This is a genomic window from Hyphomonas sp. UBA3601 (genome assembly GCF_002375605.1).
Taxonomy (GTDB): Bacteria; Pseudomonadota; Alphaproteobacteria; order Caulobacterales; family Hyphomonadaceae; genus Hyphomonas.
On record NZ_DFME01000013.1, the window covers coordinates 1 to 2,895 of the forward strand.

A 2,895-nucleotide genomic window follows, 5' to 3' on the forward strand; every position below is an offset into this window, starting at 1 on the left:
GGCACCATTCCTGAAAGGTGTGACGAGAGCTGGGATTGAGCCATGGAACATCGTAAATTTGCCGCGATTCAGGTGTTGTTTGTCTTGATCGAGTATGAATCGCCAATGCCTTCTCACGCTTTGGCCAAGAAATAAACTCTGCAGAGACGTTTCATGATGCGACCCGTTGCCATTTTTGCCGCTCTTGCCGTGCTGTCTCAGGCGGCTGCCGCCGCTGGCGTGCCGGAATCCCCGAGTCTGAAACCCGACCGACCCTATACGTCTTCCGTAACGGATGCCCGCAATGCGGAAATCCTGCATAAGGCACTCCGCGCGGCTGACCGCTATGACTGGCCGACTGTGGCACATCTGCAGACTCAGGCCTCTGATGCCGACGTGCGAAACCTCATTATGTGGATCCGGGCCAGCCGCGGCGTTCCGGGCATGAATTTCTCGGAAGTCTCGTTCGCGCTGGACAAGCTGCAAGACTGGCCGAAAACGACCTCCATGCGCCGCCGCGCCGAAGAGATTATCGGCGAATCGTCTTTCAGCCATAAGGAACGCATCGACTGGCTGACCGAGTCGGGTCCGATTACCGGAGCCGGCAAGATCGCGCTGGCCGATAGCTGGCGTGCGATTGGTGAACCCGGCAAGGCGCTGGAAGCCGTGCGCGACGCCTGGCACAATAATTCCCTCGAACGCGACGTCGAGCGCGAAGTCCTGTCCACTTATGGCAAACAGCTGACCCAGGATGATCACCGCGCCCGTGTCGAGTTCCTGCTATGGACCAACCAGCGCACGGCTGCATCGAAGCTCAAATACCTGCTCACGTCTGACTATCGTAAACTGGTCGACGCCCGCATCGCGCTCGCTGCGCGGTCGCGCAATGTCGATGCATTGGTCGATGCCGTCCCCGCCAACTTGCAGGACAATCCCGGCCTGCTTTACGAGCGCGCCAAATGGCGCCGCCAGAAACTGCGCAACCAGGATGTGGCGACCCCTCTGCTGACGGGCATCGACGGGAATGACATTCCGGAAGCTGGCCGCTCGCGCCTGTGGGACGAACGCAACATCGCCATCCGGACAGACCTGAAGGACGGCAACTGGAGCCGCGCCTACCAGCTGGCCTCACCGCATGGCATGGAAAGCGGCGGCGACTTCGCCGAGGCCGAATGGGTGTCGGGCTGGATCGCCCTGCGCCTGAAGAATGATGCGGATCGCAGCCTGCAGCATTTCGAGACCATGTCTGACGGCGTCTCAACACCGATCAGCCTTGCACGCGGCAAGTATTGGGCCGGTCGCGCCCGCGATGCGCTTGGCCAACCGGATGCCGCACGAACAGACTACACGGCAGCAGCTGAGCACAAGTTCACCTATTACGGACAACTTGCCGCCGAGCGTCTGGACGACAAGAAGCTCGCCTTCCCGAAGACCTCAGAGCCGACTGCAGAAGAGATTTCGGCCTTCGAGGACAAGCCAATGGTTCAGGCCCTGCGCCTGCTTGGCGAGAGCGGTGAGGAACGCCTGTTCCGTGAATTCGCCTATCACATGGACGACCTGCTTGAGACCGAGTCCGAATATCTGCTGCTCGCCCGCATTGCTACGGAGTATCAGGTGCCGGATGTCGGGGTTCGTGGTGCCAAGGCCGGTCTTGCCAAAGGCATTGTCTCTACCGATGCCGCCTACCCGGTGGTTGCCTATCCGCTTCTGCGCGAGCCACAGGTAGAGCGGCCGCTAATGCTGGCCCTGTCTCGGCAGGAAAGCGAAATGAACCCGAACGCGATCAGCCATGTTGGCGCACGCGGCCTGATGCAATTCATGCCGGCCACCGCTCGTAACGAAGCGCGGCTACGCGGCCTGCCTTACCGCACTTCTTGGCTGACCGATGATCCGGGCTATAACATGACCCTAGGCGGCCAGCATCTGGACACGCTGCTCTCGCGGTTCAATGGCAGCTACATCATGACAGCCGCCGCCTATAATGCCGGGCCTAGCCGACCGCGCCAGTGGATCCAGGACTATGGCGATCCCCGCACTGGTCAGGTCGATCCGATTGACTGGGTGGAATTCATTCCCTTCTCGGAAACACGCAATTACGTCCAACGCGTCCTTGAGAACACTCAGGTCTACCGTCACCGCCTCAGCGGAGAGCCGATTGATATCGAGATTGAGGAAGATCTCGACCGAGGGCGGGAATAGGTCCTACCGCGCCGGAACGTGCGCCGCGATCAGCTGAGGCCCGTCCGCAGCAAACGCCCGCTCAAGCGCAAGATCGAACTCTTCCGCATTCGTGGCGTTGACTGCGGGTACACCCTGCGCCTCTGACAGCTTCACCCAATCGATCTCGGGATGGCCGAGGCCAAGCAGTTCCTGCGCGGCAGGCCCCGGATTGCCAGCGCCTGTCCGCGCCAGTTCTATATTCAGGATACGGTAGGAATGGTTGACGAAGACCACGTTGACCACGTTCGCGCCTTCGCGCGCCATGCTCCAAAGTGCCTGATTGGTATACATGCCCGCACCGTCGCCGGTGATGCAGAGCGTCTTGCGGTCAGGCGCAGCGAGCGATGCCCCCAACGCGAGCGGCATGCCCTGCCCGATCGCGCCGCCCGTCAGCATCATCCAGTCATGCGGCCGGGCGCGCTGGGTCATCAGGAAGCTAGGCAGGCCATTGGAGACGCCATCATCCGAGACGAAACTGCCTTCCGGCATGTGGCGGGCAATGGATGCGCCAATGGTTGCAGCGTTGAGAGCGCCTGTCGGTGCACCCGGCAGGTCCAGCTCAGCCACCGGGGCGGCTTCCTTCGCACCGAGCGCATCTGCGAGCGCCTCAAGGATCGCGGCGCTGTCGGTCTCCGGTCCGCCAATCTTCATCGGTGTACATCCTTCCGGCACAAGCACGCTCGGCTTGCCGGGATA

The 2,895-nt window shown here is 61.5% G+C and carries 2 protein-coding genes; one reads left to right on the plus strand and one right to left on the minus strand.

All coding sequences use genetic code 11. The features are described 5' to 3' along the window. The first annotated feature begins 153 nt into the window (after nucleotides 1–153). Nucleotides 154–2,178, plus strand: coding sequence for a lytic transglycosylase domain-containing protein (locus B4F73_RS00885; RefSeq protein ID WP_290482292.1), 2,025 nt, complete (start codon nucleotides 154–156; stop codon nucleotides 2,176–2,178). 3 nt (nucleotides 2,179–2,181) lie between these two features. Here the strand turns inward: B4F73_RS00885 and B4F73_RS00890 are convergent. Continuing rightward, a partial coding sequence (locus B4F73_RS00890; protein WP_290482293.1) for a thiamine pyrophosphate-dependent enzyme occupies nucleotides 2,182–2,895 on the minus strand: 714 nt, incomplete at its 5' end.

Excerpts from the sequence above, each read along its gene's own strand:
- B4F73_RS00885 (WP_290482292.1), top strand. The coding sequence starts at position 154 with ATGATGCGACCCGTTGCCATTTTTGCCGCTCTTGCCGTGCTGTCTCAG.